General features: G+C 55.2%; 11 protein-coding genes and 5 pseudogenes. 7 read left to right on the top strand and 9 right to left on the bottom strand.

The genetic code is table 11. The features are described 5' to 3' along the window. The first annotated feature begins 25 nt into the window (after positions 1-25). The 4 genes and pseudogenes from VY732_RS15970 to VY732_RS15955 all read left to right on the top strand — a co-directional run bounded on the left by VY732_RS15970 (position 26) and on the right by VY732_RS15955 (position 4,093). Positions 26-1,189: an iron-containing alcohol dehydrogenase gene (locus tag VY732_RS15970; protein WP_154905267.1), complete on the top strand. Its 1,164-nt coding sequence runs from the start codon at positions 26-28 to the stop codon at positions 1,187-1,189. A 31-nt stretch (positions 1,190-1,220) separates the two neighbouring features. Then, positions 1,221-1,655 (top strand): acyl-CoA thioesterase, encoded by a 435-nt coding sequence (locus VY732_RS15965; RefSeq protein ID WP_154905266.1) that lies wholly within the window; start codon positions 1,221-1,223, stop codon positions 1,653-1,655. Positions 1,656-1,950: 295 nt separating this feature from the next. Further along, positions 1,951-2,874 (top strand): AMP-binding protein, encoded by a 924-nt coding sequence (locus VY732_RS15960; RefSeq protein WP_190329698.1) that lies wholly within the window; start codon positions 1,951-1,953, stop codon positions 2,872-2,874. A gap of 35 nt (positions 2,875-2,909) precedes the next feature. After that, a pseudogene (locus VY732_RS15955) lies at positions 2,910-4,093 on the top strand (acetyl-CoA C-acyltransferase). A gap of 146 nt (positions 4,094-4,239) precedes the next feature. Here VY732_RS15955 and VY732_RS15950 read toward each other — a convergent pair. From VY732_RS15950 to VY732_RS15930, 6 genes and pseudogenes are all read right to left on the bottom strand, one after another. Continuing rightward, positions 4,240-5,403: a serine hydrolase domain-containing protein gene (locus tag VY732_RS15950; RefSeq protein WP_154905263.1), complete on the bottom strand. Its 1,164-nt coding sequence runs from the start codon at positions 5,401-5,403 to the stop codon at positions 4,240-4,242. Between the two features lie 118 nt (positions 5,404-5,521). Then, the gene (locus VY732_RS15945) at positions 5,522-6,199 is read right to left on the bottom strand and encodes a Crp/Fnr family transcriptional regulator (RefSeq protein ID WP_163909910.1); all 678 of its coding nucleotides are present in this window, start codon (positions 6,197-6,199) and stop codon (positions 5,522-5,524) included. Positions 6,200-6,330: 131 nt separating this feature from the next. Continuing rightward, a complete protein-coding gene (locus tag VY732_RS15940; RefSeq protein WP_154905261.1) occupies positions 6,331-7,179 on the bottom strand; it encodes an SDR family oxidoreductase in 849 nt (282 codons plus the stop codon). A gap of 69 nt (positions 7,180-7,248) precedes the next feature. Then, positions 7,249-7,836: pseudogene (locus VY732_RS29995) on the bottom strand (methyl-accepting chemotaxis protein); the annotation flags it as partial. Positions 7,837-8,154: 318 nt separating this feature from the next. Then, positions 8,155-8,886, bottom strand: a pseudogene (locus VY732_RS29990) (MCP four helix bundle domain-containing protein); the annotation flags it as partial. Positions 8,887-8,961: 75 nt separating this feature from the next. After that, a pseudogene (locus tag VY732_RS15930) lies at positions 8,962-9,411 on the bottom strand (transposase); the annotation flags it as partial. 308 nt (positions 9,412-9,719) lie between these two features. Here VY732_RS15930 and VY732_RS15925 point away from each other — a divergent pair. From VY732_RS15925 to VY732_RS15915, 3 genes and pseudogenes are all read left to right on the top strand, one after another. Continuing rightward, complete coding sequence (locus VY732_RS15925) at positions 9,720-10,580, top strand: chemotaxis protein CheW (protein WP_154905259.1); 861 nt, start codon at positions 9,720-9,722, stop codon at positions 10,578-10,580. A 13-nt stretch (positions 10,581-10,593) separates the two neighbouring features. Beyond that, positions 10,594-12,603 (top strand): annotated as a pseudogene (locus VY732_RS15920) (PAS domain S-box protein); the annotation flags it as partial. 109 nt (positions 12,604-12,712) lie between these two features. Then, positions 12,713-13,483: a putative bifunctional diguanylate cyclase/phosphodiesterase gene (locus tag VY732_RS15915; RefSeq protein WP_223841598.1), complete on the top strand. Its 771-nt coding sequence runs from the start codon at positions 12,713-12,715 to the stop codon at positions 13,481-13,483. Between the two features lie 120 nt (positions 13,484-13,603). On the opposite strand, the gene VY732_RS15910 is transcribed toward VY732_RS15915, so the two are convergent. From VY732_RS15910 to VY732_RS15900, 3 genes are read right to left on the bottom strand one after another with little or no spacing between them, the layout of a single operon-like run. After that, positions 13,604-14,008 (bottom strand): phosphate ABC transporter substrate-binding protein, encoded by a 405-nt coding sequence (locus VY732_RS15910; RefSeq protein WP_154905256.1) that lies wholly within the window; start codon positions 14,006-14,008, stop codon positions 13,604-13,606. A gap of 11 nt (positions 14,009-14,019) precedes the next feature. Further along, the gene (locus VY732_RS15905; RefSeq protein WP_154905255.1) at positions 14,020-15,171 is read right to left on the bottom strand and encodes a hypothetical protein; all 1,152 of its coding nucleotides are present in this window, start codon (positions 15,169-15,171) and stop codon (positions 14,020-14,022) included. Between the two features lie 24 nt (positions 15,172-15,195). Further along, positions 15,196-16,818: a methyl-accepting chemotaxis protein gene (locus VY732_RS15900; protein ID WP_154905354.1), complete on the bottom strand. Its 1,623-nt coding sequence runs from the start codon at positions 16,816-16,818 to the stop codon at positions 15,196-15,198. Positions 16,819-16,892 lie beyond the last annotated feature (74 nt).

Below are 16,892 nucleotides of genomic sequence, written 5' to 3'. Positions count from 1 at the left end.
GACGACAACAATAAGGACCTCTCGTATGCAGCCTTTCAGCTTTGCCACTACCGCCCAGATTCTCAGTGAAGCCGGCGCGGCCTCGCGCTTGGCCAGCCTGTGCTGCGAGCGCGGGGCGCACGCGGTATTAATCGTCACCGACCCGGGCATCGCCCGGCTGGGTCTACTCGATACGTTGCTGCCAGGTTTTGCTGCCGAGCAGTTGAAGGTCTCGGTGTTTGACGAGGTATTGGCCGATCCGCCGCAGGACTGTGTGCTTGCGGTGGTGCAGCAGGCCCGTGAAATGGGTGCCGACTTGATCGTCGGCTTTGGTGGCGGCAGCTCGATGGATGTGGCCAAGCTGGTCGCGTTGCTTGCGCACCCGGAGTGCCAGCAGGACCTGGCTGCGATCTACGGCGTTGGGAATGCCAAAGGGCGTCGCCTACCGTTGATTCAGGTGCCGACCACGGCCGGCACCGGCTCTGAGGTGACTCCGATTGCCATTGTAACCACCGGTGAAACCACCAAGATGGGCATCGTTTCACCGTTGTTGCTGCCTGACCTGGCGTTGCTTGATGCCGACCTGACCTTGGGGCTGCCGGCGGCGGTGACGGCGGCTACCGGTATTGATGCCATGGTACATGCGATTGAGGCCTATACCAGCAAGCTCAAGCGCAACCCAATGTCCAGCCTGCTGGCGCGCGAGGCGCTGGGGCTGCTCGCGGCGAACATCGACCAAGCGGTACACAACGGCGGTAACCGCGAGGCTCGCCAGGCGATGCTGCTCGGCGCGTGTATGGCCGGGCAGGCGTTTGCCAACGCCCCGGTGGCGGCTGTGCATGCACTGGCGTATCCGTTGGGTGGGCATTTTCATATACCCCATGGTCTGTCCAACGCCTTGGTGTTGCCACATGTGCTGCGCTTCAACCTGCCTGTTGCCGCGCCACTGTATGCCGAACTGGCACCGCTGCTGTTGGGGGGGCGTCTGCGCGCCGGCGATACGCAAAGCCTGAGCGAGCAGTTTGTCGTCGAGCTGGCGGCGCTCGGTCCACGCTGTGGACTGCCCAGTCGCCTTCGCGATGCCGGCGTGACTAAGGCCATGCTCGGGCAGTTGGCTCACGACGCGATGCAACAGCAGCGCTTGTTGGTCAACAACCCTCGTGAGGTTAGCGAGTCTGATGCGTTGGCGATCTACCAGGCCGCGTACTGATGTCCCTCATTACCGAATGGATCGAGCACCCATGAACCCGACGCAACCCTCGCGCTGCGACTATCGTCATTTCCAGATGATCGGAACCCGTTGGCACGACAACGACCTCTATGGGCACGTGAACAACGTCGTCTACTACAGCTTTTTCGACAGCGCGGTGAACAGCTGGCTAATCGAAGAGGGCGGCCTGGACATTCATGACGGCCCAGTGGTCGGCTACGTGGTCAGCTCCGGCTGTGACTACTTTGCTTCCATCGCCTTTCCCGAACGGATCGAGGTCGGTTTGGTGGTCGGTAAACTCGGTAACAGTTCGGTGCAATACGACCTGGCGATTTTCAAATCGGGTGAAGACTCCGCCTGTGCAGCCGGGCGCTTCGTGCATGTCTTCGTCGACCGCAATAATAACCGTCCTGTCCCTATTCCTGAGTCCTTGCGCATTGCACTGGCCCGGCTGCTGCGTGACTGAAAATCCCGCACTTTATGTGGCATTGCTCGAGGCGAGTCGGCGTGAAGGGGGTCGGTGACGCGGGATTTTACGGTGTTCAGACTACTTTTTCCGAGAGAGAGAGACTGTTGTCGCAGTTCGGATCAGCTGTCAGCTAAGTGAGAGTAGAAAAAAGCTCTAACAATGTCTTCTGGGCGACGTTGTTTAGCGCCTGGGTCCCCTACCATCGGCCTCGACGGTGTCACCCAATAATAATCAAGGTGCTTATCCGGAGGCTGTTCCAATGATTGGATTGACTCTCGCTGACGTTGCTCGTATGACTGATCAACCCCGGCCCGAGCGCAAGGTTCTCGTGTGTGGCGATCGAGAAACGACCGCCTCGCAACTTGACTTGCACGCCACCCGGGTGGCCAACGGTTTGTGGGATTTTGGCCTTGAAGATCGAGAGCGTATTGCGATCCTTGATCATCACAGCGATCAGTTCTACGAAATCTGGCTAGGTGCTGCTAGAACAAATCTTGTTCTGACACCGTTGAGCATTCACCTTTCGGCATCCGAAGTGGCTCAGGTGCTAGTGGATTGCGGACCTCGCGTCTTGTTCATCGGAGCAGATTTCGAAGAGTTACTCTCGCAGATTCGGCCCCAACTCACATTTGTCGAGCAAATCATTACCACTGGCGATGCCTATGTGGCGTGGCGGGATGAGCAATCTACTGTCGCGGCGAAACCAACCATGAAGGCGTCCGATGACTGCCTCCAGGTGTATACCTGCGACTCAACCGACCTGCCAAAGGGCGTTCAGCTTACAAGCGATAGCATTTTCAAAGCCCCGCTTGCCGCGTTATTAGCGGGAGAAATTAGTCCATACCGTGACATCGGGCCTGATGACATAGTGCTGCTCTGCTTACCCAATGGTCACATTGCCGGTTCTATTCTCGGTGCATTGGGTTTGGCCGTAGGCGCTCGCCTGGTCGTGATTCATGATTTTGTTCCCTCCCAAATAGTTGCGTTAATCGAACGAGAGCGAGTGACGTTGAGCATCATGGTGCCTGCGATGATCAGAAGTCTTGTCGCAGAACTTAAGCAGTCGGGACGTACCTGCGCCAGCTTGAATACCCGCATTTACAGTGCCGCGCCCATGGCGACCAGCGTGCTGATAAAGACAATGGAAAAACTTCCATATAGCAGGTTCGGGCAAATTTATGGACTGATGCAAACGTCTGGTCCGATCTCGGCATAGCTGTACCGAAAGCCTAAATCCACGAGGTGATTCAAATGCGTGAAGCTGTAATCGTATCGACTGCCCGTACACCCATTGGCCGTGCCTTTCGAGGCGCGTTCAACGACACTAAGTCGCCGACGCTCATGGCACATGCCATCCGCCATGCTGTTGATCGATCGGGACTGGAAGGCGATGTGTTCGAGGATGCGGTGATTGGGACGGTGCTTTCTGCAGGCACTGCTGGCGGGAACCTCGCTCGTACTTCAGTGTTTGCCGCCGGTCTGCCGGTGACAGTGTCTGGCCAAACCATGGATCGACAATGCGCGTCGGGGCTGATGGCTATTGCTACGGCGGCAAAGCAGATCATTTTTGATGGTATGGAAGCCACCATCGCAGGTGGGCAGGAGAACATCTCCGCAGTACAGAACGACTACTTCAACTGGAGCTTGAAAGAAGCTGATCCAGCAGTGGTCGCGCACGTCCAGAATGCCTATATGCCCATGTTACTCACCGCTGAATTCGTATCGGGCAAGTATGGTATTTCTCGCGAAGATCAGGATCGCTACTCGCTCGAGTCTCAGCTTCGTACCGCCCGCGCTCAAGCGCTCGGCCTGCTGGATGCTGAAATCGTTCCCTTCCAGGCGCGAGTGAAGGTTCAGGACAAGACCACGGGCGAGATTAGCTTTAAAGATGTGCTGTTGAGCAAAGATGAGGGTAATCGCGCCGATACCACTTATGAAGGTCTTTCCCAACTGAAACCAGTTGTTGAGGGGGAGTCATCACGGGGGGCAACGCCAGTCAGCTGTCCGATGGCGCCTCAGCTTGTGTACTTACCGAAGCGCGATTTGCAGAGCGTCGGGGGCTGGAACCTCTGGGGGTCTATCGCGGGATGACCGTAGCAGGCTGTGCACCCGAGGAGATGGGCATCGGGCCGATCCACGCTATTCCGAAGCTCCTGAAACAGCACGGTCTAAGAGTCTCGGACATCGGCTTGTGGGAATTGAACGAGGCGTTCGCTTGCCAGGTGCTTTACTGCCGCAATCAACTTGATATAGACCCAGCGTTATACAACGTAAACGGTGGAAGCATATCGATTGGTCATCCTTATGGTATGACTGGCGCGCGCCTTGTTGGGCACGCACTGCTCGAGGGCAAACGTCGAGGAGTGAAATTCGTAGTCGTATCTATGTGTATCGGCGGCGGCATGGGCGCAGCTGGGTTATTCGAGGTCGTCTAGGTCGTTTTAAAAAGACCATCACCTCCAGGTTTTGGGGTGACGCAAAGGAGCCACGTCCCTTTGCGTCGCCCCATTTTTTCGAACGCCATTGATAGCGGTAACCTTCTCAACTCCGGCGCCCATGCAGATGTGGACACCATTGCATCTCAGAGCGTCTTTTTCACCGAGGCGTAGACGGCATCGCGGATAGCGAACGGGAAAGTGCCGGACATGCCCTCAAAGGCGGTATTGGTCAGTGAAACCACCGTCAGTTTTTTGATTGGGTCGACGAACCAGTAATGACCATAGACGCCACCCCATTGAAGCGTGCCCTGGCCTTGAGGTGAATTGGATTTACTGGCATCGGACAGAACCGCCCAACCGTAACCGAAGCCCCACCCTGGTCCCTGGGTTTGTGCTTGGATACCCACGTGATCCTGCATCATTTTCTGCGTCGTCTGCGATGTAAGCAGCCCAGTGCCGCCCGTACGAACCGCTTCAAGAAAGCGCAACAGATCACCAGCCGTGCCAACCATGCCCGCACCACCGGAATGGTAGGACTCTGGGTTCAGGACACGGCTCGGCGCGAAGCGTACCGCGCCTTGAAGTCCTGGAATGTCGAGAGGCACTGAAATGCCGTCGTTCATCTCCATCGGTTCGAGTGCGCCATCCACATAAGGTTTGGCTAGCCGGGCGAGATCGCTGACCTGAAATCCGGTATCCAGCATTTTCAGAGGGCCGGTCACACGATCACGTACTACTTCACCCAAGCGGCGGCCTTCAACCCGCTCGATCACGGCTCCGAGCACGTCGATGGCAAGTGAATAGTTCCAGCCCTTACCGGGTGCGAACAGCAGTGGAGCGGCAGTCAGACGACCGAGGTTCTCATCAATACCGAGTCCTGGTTGATCCAGCCCGTCGGATACATTGAGACGGTGATAATCGCTGGCGTCCGGCATCGCGAAACGGTAACCCAGGCCACCTGTGTGAGTGAGGAGTTGATGAATCGTGATGCTTGGGGCACTTCCGTCAGCCATGCGAGGACGGAAGTTCGGGAGATAACGGGTTACTGGCGCATCGAGAGCAAGGTGTCCGTCTTCCACCAAGCCCATGACCGTGGCCGAGACAACTGGCTTGGTGAAGGAGGCCAATCGAAAAATCGTATTCTCTCGCATGGAGGTACTGGCTTCACGATCAGCCTGTCCGGCTGCATTGATGTAGACCAGTTCGCCATCCTGGCTGACAAGCACGACGGCACCAACGATACGGCGTTGATTAATGGCTTGCTGGATCACACCGTCCAGTCGTGTGTTCAAGAATGAATGTGGCATAGCGTTCCTCTCTTCAAAGTAGGCTTCCCGGTTTACATACCGGCAAGCACGTCCAGGCGCGTTGGCCGGACGCTTTCCGATATTGAGGGGAAACGTTTTCCAGATTGCATTGTGTAAGCTATCGTTCGTTCAAGCGGTGATGCTCTCGAACGTAACGGTTCAGCCCTGGCAGGTCCTTGATAGTGATCTTGCCGTAGAGCGGCTCTATCAGGCCCAGCCCTCTCAGTTCGTTGACCACTCGATTGACGCTTTGGCGTGTGCTTCCGACCATGAGGCCTATATCTACCTGAGAAAGCAGCAAGTCGATCCCTCGATCAGTAGGCTTCTGCAGGTCACTGAGTTGAGCAAAGCGGGACGCGATTCTTGCCGCGACCGGCAAGGTCAGCAGCTCCTCTATCAACTGAAGTGCTCCCCGCAAGCGACGGTTGATCTGGCATGCGAGCGCCGTTTCAACTTCATGGTGCTGTTCGCGCAGCAGTTTCAAGTCACTCGCCGACCAGACCCTCAATTTGGTTTCTCCCCGGGTAGTCAGCGTGACGGGGGAGGGCTCGTCATCAGTCACGGGAGCATCGGCTACTATGTCGCCTGGTCCATAGACGTAGAGCAGAACTTCCTGGCCGTCCTCGGTGAGGATGCATTTTCGGATGGCTCCGGAAACGATCTGGAAAATTTCCGTTACTCGATCGCCGTTTTGATACAGGATCTTCGAATCGGCAACGGTTCTTGGATGAGCACATCGCAAAACGGTATCCCGTACTTGAGGGCTCAGTTCATCGATCCAGTTGAAGCCTTTCATTTTTGGTGGCAGCTCCATCGTAGGCAATGTGCATCGGGATCCTGTTGGAAAGCGAGGTCGATCCGGGCTCGGCCGGTCGCGCTTTCGGATGTCTCGTCCTGGTTCGTTTTCGAGAGTTGTAAACCTCTCCGTTATCGAGCAATGCGTTGGACGATCCAGCGGCTGAGGGCTGACGGCGCGAGACGAGTGGCGATCGCCAGGAATCCGGCTTGCAGGCCGACAGTCCAGTGGGTTTTGTGGTTGCGTCGTTTTGCCGTCGCGCAAGCCCATACCGTGGATGCGACGTCGTGCGGTGTGAGCCGAATGCCCAGCGATTTTGCGCTGGGGATACGACCGTAATCATCAGCCATTGCGGTCTTTACGAAGCTCGGCCAGATATCGCTCACGCGGATGCCGAACTTGCTCCATTCCAGGTCGAGCCCTTCGGTGAATCCGCGCACGGCAAACTTGGTCGCCGAGTAGGTGGCCAGTTCAGGCTGGCCATAGATTGCGGTGGCCGAGGCCATATTGATGACATGAGAGGAGGGCGTCCCTCGCAGGTATTGGAAGGCGCTGTGGCAGCCGGTGATCATTCCCTGAACGTTCACGTCAAGCATTGCATGGTGTCTGGTCAACGGAACGGCTTCAAACTGCCCGGCTGTAAGAATCCCCGCATTATTGAGCAGCACGTCAAGCCGCTGGCCGCTTTGCGCCCAGAACTCCGTAAGAACCCGTTCCCATGCTGAAGGATCGCTTACGTTGAGAGCTCCAGAGATGGAGTTTCCTTCCCCCAAGGTCGCGGCGACCGCAGCGACACCCTCTGAATCTATATCGTATAGACCAACGAACCAACCGCGCTGCGCAAACAACTCAGCGCAGGCACGACCGATTCCGGAAGCAGCGCCTGTGACGAGGATTGCTGGCCTCCATTCTGGAAGAGGGGATTCGGACGGATTCCTGGCGGCTCGATTACTCTGCACCACAGTGATATGCGGTTTCATATTGTTGGTTTCCTCACGTGATGAACATTCATGTTTTCGAATAGGAATACCGCGACAGGAAAGGACTGTTCATAATGAAAATTTCAGTACCATTTCCCGTAACCCCTGAGCAAGTTTGGAAAGTTCGACACTGGCAACGTTAGACTGGCCTGCACCTTCGGCAGATTGCATTGACAGTTGACGAATATTGATCAAGTTGCGATCGACGTCACGAGTCACTTCTGCTTGTTGCCCGGCAGCGCTAGCAATGAGGAGATTACGCTCAGTGATTAGCTCAACTGCAGAAGCTATTTCATCCAGGGCACTGCCTGCGGAACTTGCCGTCGAAAGGGTGTTTTCTGCGCGCTTCGTACACTCAGTCATGGACTGTGTCGCGCCATCGACGTAACTTTGAATACCTGAAATCATTGATTCGATTTCAATCGTCGCTAGTTGAGTTCTGCGAGCCAGAGCCCGTACCTCGTCTGCCACAACAGCGAAGCCGCGGCCGCTTTCGCCAGCACGAGCGGCCTCAATGGCGGCATTGAGCGCTAGCAAGTTAGTCTGGTCTGCAATATTACGAATCACATCCAACACTCGGCCAACTTCTTTGCTCTTGTCAGCCAGTTCTAAAACCAGGACTGAGGTATTGCTCAAATCGTCCGCCACGCTTTTAATTGCACCGATTGTTGCAATGACTCTGTCGCGGCCCTGTTGAGAGGAGCGATTGGCAATGATTGATGAGTCGGAGGCGGAGACCGCATTTCGTGCTACATCGTCTACAGCCATCGTCATTTGACTGACCGCTGCAGCGGCCTGGATCACTTCTTCACTTTGCTTCTGCATGTGCTCAGCACTTTTGGTCGTGGCCGTCTGCATGCGTTCTGCTGAATCAGCCACTTTGTCTGCTGTGGTCGAGATAACCCTGATAGTGCTACTTAGACTGGATTGCATTCTAAGCAGGGCATTGAGCAGTTCTGCCAGTTCGTCCGTACCCTTGACGTTTACAGTCTCGGATAGGTTACCGTCGGCAATAGCCTGGGCTAACCCTGAAGCCATACGCAATCGTTGTGTAATGTTGCGAGTAAGAAGCCACGCCATGACTACTGTTAACGATATTACCCCAAACACAAGTCCCCGCATGAGTGCATTAAATGCTATGGCAACGCTCCGGGCATAGGCTGCAGCGTTCTGGTTAATTTTTTCTTCCATGTCGATCATTTGGTTAACGACCCGTAGCCATTCCACAAACGCAGGCCGGGCTTCGGTAAGCATGACTTCCGTTGCCTGAGGAACTTGGTCGCTCATTCGCAGGCTTACAACTTTGTCGATCAAGGGTAAGGCTCTTGCTTCTACCTCTTTGATTTTAGCGAGCGCCGCCAACTCTTCGTTTGTTATATCAACGCGGGACGAAAATAGTTTGTCCATAGACACGGTCGCCTGAGCGTAGTTTGCGCCAAGCTGTTCTATTTTTTTGAGTTCGTAGTCGATGTCCTGCTTTTTCTCAATCAGCAGGATATCGCGCAAGAGTATCGCACGGTCATGCACACTTCCTCGGAAGTTTACAGCTTCTCGACTTTTCAAGTTGTTGACGTCATTGATTAACGTCAGGGTATCCTCGATTTCTTTAACTCTACTCATGGCCAGCAGCATAGCGGCTAGTGTTAGAGCCAGCACAAAAGAAAATCCTAACCCCAACTTCTGCCCTACGCTCAAATTTGGTCCCATTTTTATCATCGTCTGTCAGTATTGTTAAAGTGAGAACCCGTTCTGCTGATTCCCGAAAAGTTACCGTTGGCAACGCGTACTTTGTGTCTGGACCAATGTGGCGTCGACGATGGTGCCTTGACGCAGTGACAGCCCCTGATTACCCAAATAGCCATCGACCATTGCCTGGATGCCAGCAGCCAGTTCGTGCTTCTCCAGAAAGCGACGGAAGTTGAGGAGGGTGATTTCATCCGGGATACGCCTCAGGTTCAGCCCCGTGAACAGGAGCAGAATCGTGGTTTCGTATAGCGCCTCTTCCATCGCCGGATCGCTGTAACCAAACCAATCTTGCATCAGGTGAATACGCAGCATCGCCATCAATGGGTATGCCGTATGGCCAATTTCACTCTGGAGAAAGTACGGCTCGACCAGAGCGATCAGGCGTTCCCACGGCACCAGCCAATCCATCTCGATCAGAAACAGTTCCTTGCGGGTTTGCTTGCGCTTAGCGTCGTAGTCGGCATCGGCGAAGGTAATCGGCGTCATCGGAAAGCTCGAGCAGGAGTGGGCGTATTGCGACCATACTATAACGCTGTTATTCTGCACAATAACAATGTTATATAATTTGAATCGATAACCGATGGTTGGTGGTGCCCTGAGCAGAGCTGATAGCCGCTAGGCGATGGACATTACAAATGGAGCACCGATCCGCTCTCCATACGTATCAGCAGAGGATCCAGAAAAATGAGGAAGGCGCATATTCTCCCCCCGGTTTTTGACACAGGACGCCTGGCAGCGGCATTTGCCGGAGGGCTCAGCCATCGAATGGAGAGTCCACATATGAGCATTACAATATGAGCCATCTATCGTTCTGGCTGTGGTTGACCGTAGCTTTCTGCATCGTGATGCTCGTCGCTTTGGGTATTTTTTACTGGGGCAACTTGAGCATCAACGCCGAGCCCAATGCCCCCATCGAGCCCATTGTCGAGGTTGAACCCAACGAATTGGAGCGGATCAAGCAAAGTGCACTGGGGCAGCTCGAGTACATTTCTGCCGTTCTGCACAGATCCACCAGCAACGCCTTGAAAGCCGACCGAACAGTTGGTCTAGAGGCGCCTATCATCACCCGTGACAATCAGTTCGACACTCTTGCCGAAAAAATGCATCAATTGATCGAGGTAACCTCCCACCTGCTTGAAAAAAGGCAGATCCTTGCAAGTACAGCCATCGATCGACTGTTGACCAGCAACGACACAACACCAAACGGGCACTATCTCTTTTTCACCCTCAACAGAGAGCCATTCGCGGTGAGCGTCTTAAGTGTCGATTCCATCGTCGAGGCTACTCAACTCATCATAAAACCGAGCATATCGCCGAAGCTCCGCCAGGCGATCAGGGTGCGAAACTCTCTGGTACCGGTGATTGACCTGGGGGCGCACCTCAGTGGAAGGCCCATCAACGTTGGTTTGAGCACCCGTATCGTCATCCTCGAAGTGAGCAGCGGCGATCGTATGCAAATGATCGGAGTGATGGTCGATGCGGTCGGCAAAGTGCTGGAAATTCCCCGGGTGGAAGTCGAACCGCCAGCGCCCTCCGACAGCAAGATCCACAACGACTTCAGCGCCGGCACGATCTCGGTTAACAACCGTACGGTCACCTTGCTCGACATCGGGCGAGGGTTGCTGACGAATGAGTTCCTCGTGATGCGCTCTTGATCGGTAAAACAAGATGACAAGCATGAATGCGGAACCATTCTTTACTAACCCTTACGACGACAGCCCGCCCGCGGAGCAAGCGGATACTGCCCACCGGCTCTACCGCAAGGCATTCGAGAACAATACCGATTGTTTGGCCTTTTACGAACTCGGTGAAGACAGCCGCTTGCGCATCCACGAAGTGAATCCGGCGTTTGAGCGGCTGCTCGGTCTGGACCGGGCAGGACTGCTCGGACGCTGCCTGGATGAGCTGCTGCCTGAAGCTATTGCCTGTCGAATAGTGAGCGACAGCCGCACCTGCCTTGCTACCGGAGCACCGATCGACATCGAGTATGAACTCGACCTGGCCATCAATCGTCGTTACTTCCTGCACAGTCTGATCCCTATGCAAGATGGGGCTGAATCCATTACACGCCTCTTTCATATCGCCCGCGACGTCACTGCAAGCAAGCGCTATGAACAGCAATTGCTGAGCGACAAGCTGACATTTTGCACTTTGGTCGAGAACACCCCCGATACCATCGCCCGCTACGACCGCCAATGCCTGCGTACCTACGCCAACCCCGCCTTCGCCCATATGGCCGGAGTATCCGCTGCGACTCTGCTCGGTAAAAAACCCAGTCACGCATCCAGCCCCCCCCAGATGCTCGCCTACGAGGCCGTGTTGCTGGAGGTGCTGCGCAGCGGCCAGCCCGACGAATACGAACTGGCTTGGCCTGGCGCCGACGGTCGCCTGATCAATAGCCACATCCGCATCGTCCCGGAGCGGGTTGCTGACGGCGAGGTGGTCAGCGTGTTGGCCGTGGGGCGCGATATCACCCAATTGCGACACACCGAGCAAGAGTTGCAGATCAGGGAACAGGCGTTCCGCACACTGGTGGAAAACTCGCTGGACGTCATAGTGCGCTTTGACCGCGAAGGCCGGCGTGTCTACTTCAACCCCGCCTACGAGCGGTTATGTGGCATTCCTGTCGACGAGGTCATGGGCACTCCCATTACCCACAGAAGCCCGCTTCCGGAAGAGATGACGAGGCACTATCACAGAGGCATCCTGAAGATCCTGCAGGGTGGCGAACCCGACACAGTGGAGGCCACTTGGATCAAGGCCAATGGCGAGCAGATCGTCCAGCATGTCCAGGCTGTGCCCGAACTCGACCAGAACGGCCAAGTCACCAGCGTGCTCACTATCGCCCGCGACATATCGGCTCTCAAGGCAACCGAGAGGCGTCTGGAACAGGCTGAAGCCATGGCTCACCTTGGGCACTGGCAACTGGACTATCAACTCGGAACCTTGCGGCTGTCGGCGGAGCTCTGTCGCATGCTCAACAAGCCCTGCGGTTGGTTGCCGTCCCTGAGTGAAGTTCTCACTCTACTCGTGCTTGAGGATCGTGGGCGGGTTTTCGGGCATATCCACCAAGCCTTCTCTGAGCGCAGCACATCCCTGATGCTGGAGTACTGCATCGCAGTAGGCGAACAGCACCTGCATCTGCATTCTTATCTGAGTATTGAATACGCTGCCGATGGCACACCGATACAAATGCTCGGTACCGCCCAGGACATCAGCAAACTGAAAGCCTATCAGAAACGACTGCATACTCTGGCCTTCTATGACGCGTTGACCGAACTACCCAACCGTGCACTGTTCAAAGAGCGTCTGCAGAACGCTCTGCTCCAGGCCGAACGCAGTGCTCGCCAGGTCGCGTTGGGGATACTCGACCTCGATAACTTCAAGGTGATAAACGATACGCTGGGCCACGGGGCTGGCGATGAGTTGTTGCGGGAAGTCGCCAAACGCTTGCGAGATTCCGTGCGCAGCATCGATACCGTGGCTCGTCTCGGAGGTGACGAGTTTGCCCTGATCTTGCCCCACCTCATCACCACAGTCGACTTGGACAGCATAGGCAGAAAAATTCTGCAGGCCATCACGGGTATCTACTGGATTCAGAGTCGGGAAATCTTCGTATCCGGCAGCCTCGGCATCGCCCGCAATCCGACAGATGCCGATAACATCGCCGAGCTTTTGCAATTCGCCGATTCGGCTATGTACTACGTCAAGGCGCGCGGCCGAAACAATGTTCAGCTCTATTCGCCGCACCTGACCCAACAGACCACAGACCACAGAGCGCCTGGCCTTGGCAGCCAGCTTGCGACGTGCGCAGCACAACGGCGAGCTGGCGTTGCACTATCAACCGCAAGTCGACTTGGCCAGTGGGCGCCTGATCGGCGCCGAAGCTCTGCTGCGCTGGGACCACCCGCAGCACGGGCAGGTACCGCCGGACACGTTCATTCCGATTGCCGAGGAAACCGGGTTGATCGTCGGCATCGGCGAATGGGTTCTGGACATGGCCTGTCGCCGTGCCGTCGCCTGGAACCGTGGCGATCGCTACCCGCCACTGAAAATAGCCGTCAATCTGTCGCCGCGGCAGTTCCAGATGAACGACTTGCTTGCCTCATTTCGCAGGATCATGCTGGACACCGGCTGCAAATCGGGCTGGTTGGCGCTGGAAATAACTGAAGGCTTGTTGCTGGACAACAATATTGCCGTACGCGAAACCCTCGAACAGCTGAATGCCATGGGTCTTGCCATCGCCATCGACGATTTCGGCACAGGCTATTCAGCACTCAGTTACCTGAGTCGCTTGCCCATCGAAACGCTGAAAATAGACCGTTCTTTCATCCACGACATTGAACACAACCGCGATAGCGCCGAGCTGGTCAAGGCAATTATCTCCATGGCCCACAGCCTGCGCTTATCGCTGATAGCCGAAGGCGTCGAAGAAAATTTCCAGCAAGAATTTCTGCAACGCTACGGCTGCCAAAGTGCGCAGGGCTGGCTGTATGGAAAACCCGTGTCGCAAGAGGATTTCGAAAACCTGTTGCTATTCCAGGATCGCGGACGGTGATACTTCTAGCGCGACTCCACGACAGTCAGGCGGGTTGTACTTACGCGCAACGCACCCAGCTTGGCGCACGCAAAAAAAAGCTTGGCGCGTGGCACCAAGCTTTTGATTCAACCTAAGAGATCAAGGCAAGATGAACAGTACTTTGACCTTGTCACTCACCGCCGATTTATCCACGTAACCGATAGCATCTGCCTGCGAAGCTACTTGGGTGATGACGGCTCCGTCGTCCGCTACGCTGGGCAACGGTTGACCCTTGCCGGTAAACACCAGACCCGACCAATAGGACTTGAGCTGCGACTCATTCTTGTTGGTCACAGCGCTGTAGAACTTGTCCTTAGTGGGGTTCCAGGGAGTCTGGTCCACACCCTTGAGCGAACTGTCCTTACCGAGAAAAATATTTGCCACTTCCGACTGGGTGGGTGTCGAACTTGCGCCTGTGTTGACGATCACCGCCACTTCGGCCTGAGCCAACGAGCCAAAGGTCAGTAACGTGCAGGCGCTGAGAGCGCTAATGGTAAGTTTCATTTTTGCTCTCCTTAGAATACGAAATCGACGCCGATACTGAAGATGTCACCGTCGAAATTACGCGAGGGGTTGCCGAAAGCGCCAGAACTCTGGGCAAACAGAATATTGTTGACGGTTTCCTGGGGGGTCTTGATGAAAACACCTGAAGTACCACCATGGGTGTCTACTCGCTTGAACTCGCCCTTGACTACAACTGACGGGGTGACGTTGTAGTTCAGGCCATAGGTCCAGGAGCTTTCGTGCCCAGAGTCATCTTTCATCTGGCCATAGGTGACGTGAGCCAGGAAATCGCCGAAGCGGCGCCCACCCATGAAGTACATTGCGTCAACGGGACTTGCTCCGGCTACAGTGCGATGAGTCAATTCGTCGCTGCTGACCCATACGCCGTTATCGTATTGGTAACCCAGCGAGGTAAACGCAGTATGGGTGCTATCAAGTTCAATGATTGTCTGGTCCACCATTCCGAACGGCGTGCTGACAACCGCGCGGTCATTAGAGGTCACATCCGTCTCGGCATAGCTGATACGCAGTGAACCGAAATCGTTGACGGCCAACGTAGCGTTAGCGGCAAAATAATTCTTGTAGTCCGCGTCGTAAAGCTTATCGAGTATGAATAATTTACGATTGTTGGCGACACCGCCGGACACCTGAACAGTCAGCGAGCCAAACGACAATGGCTCGGTATAGATAAAGTCGGCACCTTCGTAGTTGCTGATTTGGACCTGACTGTAGACTTCGTCTGGCAGACGAATCCAAGGGTTGGTGTAACCCACATTGAGCGTTTCCGAGTACATATAAGTCGATCCGCCCAGGCGGCCGACGCGGAACTTCAATTTATCGGTTGCCTGCCATGACAGGTATAGCCACTCCAGATTCCCCTGCCACTCATCTTGTTGTGGCTTGATGATCGCTTGAGCGGTCAAGCCGACAGTATCGGTAATACCGTACTGGAGTTGCCCACCCAGCTTCGACAGTTGGTCCCCCCGCCAATGATCGGTCGTCTGACCGGTGATGCCGTAACCATGGCTATCGTCCGCACCGCCCAGGTGCGTGACCCCCAAGGTACCAAAGCCATTGAAACGATAGTCGCCTTGATCCAGCGCGAACGCCGGACTGCTCGCCACGCACAACGCAGCGATACTTAAGACTCTTGTACTGATCATTCGGTTTGCTCTCTAAGTGTTGTGTTAAACGCTGAACTGGGCTGTTGCCGCCCTTAGGTCATCGCCTGTGCCAACCAACTGTTCGCCAAGGCGAGCAGTGGCGTCGGCACCATTAGCCGATGTTTGTGAATCGAGCTTGAGCACTTCAGTCTCTCGCTGGATAGAGTTCGACAGGTCGATTTGCTCATGGGTGAACTGAGCGATACCTGCATTCAACTCATTGATCTGGTGCACTGCTCCCGCAATGGCTTCCAGCGTTTGGGTGGCCTGCACTGAGCGTTCGATGCTGGCTTGGGCTTTGTCGCCATTGAGCACCATGATGTTGAGTACTCTGTTTGCACTGCTCTGCAAGCGCTGAATGATGTGCTGGATTTCGGCAGTGGACGCCGTGGTCTTCTGTGCTAGGTTGCGCACTTCATCGGCCACCACCGCAAACCCACGTCCTTGATCACCTGCGCGGGCTGCCTCGATGGCGGCGTTGAGTGCCAACAGATTGGTCTGTTCGGCAATATTACGGATGACGGTCAGGACGGAACCCACTTGCTGGGTTTCCTCTTCCAGTTGTTGCATAGCCTGCACGGCGTCAAGCACGCTGACACCGAGGTCACTGATGTTGTTCGACAGCCCGCCGATATTTTGGCGAGCGGAGTCGGCCTGCTTGAAAGCTGCACTAGCCTCCTGCGAGGCCAGTTGGGAGCGTTGCGCAACTTCCTGGATACTGACTGTCATCGTATGGATATCGCTGCTGATCGAATCGATACGACCTTGCTGGGACTTGGTGTTTTCTTCTGAACTCTGTGTCAGCAGGTAGAGATGCTTGGACATATCACCCAATGGGCTCGCCGCATCAACTATCTGGTGGATGGTTGCCTGCAACTTATTGAGAAAACTGTTGAACAGTTTGATCATTTCTCCAATTTCATCGTCCGAACGCACATCAACTCGTCGTGTCAGGTCGCCGTCGCCGCTGGCAATAGCTGTGAGGGAGTCAATCACGCCGTGGACGTTGTTCATGATCCTCCGAATGATTAGCACCGAACCTATGGTTACCAGCAAAACGAGTATCGCCGTCAGAATGTATCCAGCACGAGTGGTGGTGGCGTTATCCTTGCGGGTCTGCACCAGGCTGGCCTGAAAATCCTGGTAGGCATTGGTCCGGAAGGTTTCACCCAGCACTTGGGCGGTCTTTAGGTCAATGCTCATGCGGTCGATGTTGGGGCGTAAGCTTTCGAAGGTACCGGAGCCCTTAATCAGCTGCTCGGACGTCGAGAAAGCGTTATCGGAGTAGCGTTTGATCGCATCGTTCCACACCGTCAGTTTTTGACTGCGCACAGGCTGGTGCTCGGAAAGTTTTTTAAGCTCATCTTGCTTGGCAATAATTTCAGCAACCACTTTGCGCCCCTCGTTGAGGGTCTCCATCTCACCGGCAGCGACAGCGCTGTTGAGTTGACCCGGCAAGCGGGAAAACTGGAAGATCACGGCGTCTGCTTTTTCAAGCGTTGGATAACTGCCGTTTTCCAGCTCGAACAAGCGGGTGTCCGTGTTTGACAACTGCAAAGAGGTATAACCGACAAAAACCAGCAGTCCCAAAAGTGCCACTGCTGGCATGACCGACAACTTCAATGTCAGGGATGTTTTACTTAGCATTGATTGGTTTCTCAAAGGCGCAGCAGTGACGTTTAGAGTGCGCAAGGCAATGCTTGCCAGCCGGAACTCCATTG

Source organism: Pseudomonas sp. ZY71 (genome assembly GCF_036542145.1).
GTDB classification, from domain to species: Bacteria; Pseudomonadota; Gammaproteobacteria; order Pseudomonadales; family Pseudomonadaceae; genus Aquipseudomonas; species Aquipseudomonas koreensis_A.
This window is presented reverse-complemented; position numbering and strand designations above follow the sequence as displayed.